We start from the raw sequence: 243 nt of genomic DNA on the forward strand, positions 1-243 counted from the left end.
CGACAGGATCGCCAGCTTGTGGCCCGCGTCGATGCCGCCCACGTCCAGCGTCGGGTCGGCCTCCAGATAGCCAAGCTGGCGGGCCTCTTCGAAGACGGCGTCATAGGGCAGGCCCGCGCTTTCCATCCGCGTCAGGATATAGTTGCAGGTGCCGTTCATGACGCCCATCACGCGGGTGATGCGATTGCCGGCCAGCGACTCCGTCATCGACTTGATGACCGGGATGCCGCCCGCGACGGCGGC

General features: G+C 67.1%; 1 pseudogene. It reads right to left on the minus strand.

From position 1 onward, the window contains the following. A pseudogene (locus TW83_RS18500) lies at window positions 1-243 on the minus strand (homoserine dehydrogenase); the annotation flags it as partial.

It is taken from the genome of Paracoccus sp. S4493, from assembly GCF_000967735.1.
GTDB lineage: Bacteria > Pseudomonadota > Alphaproteobacteria > Rhodobacterales > Rhodobacteraceae > Paracoccus > Paracoccus marcusii.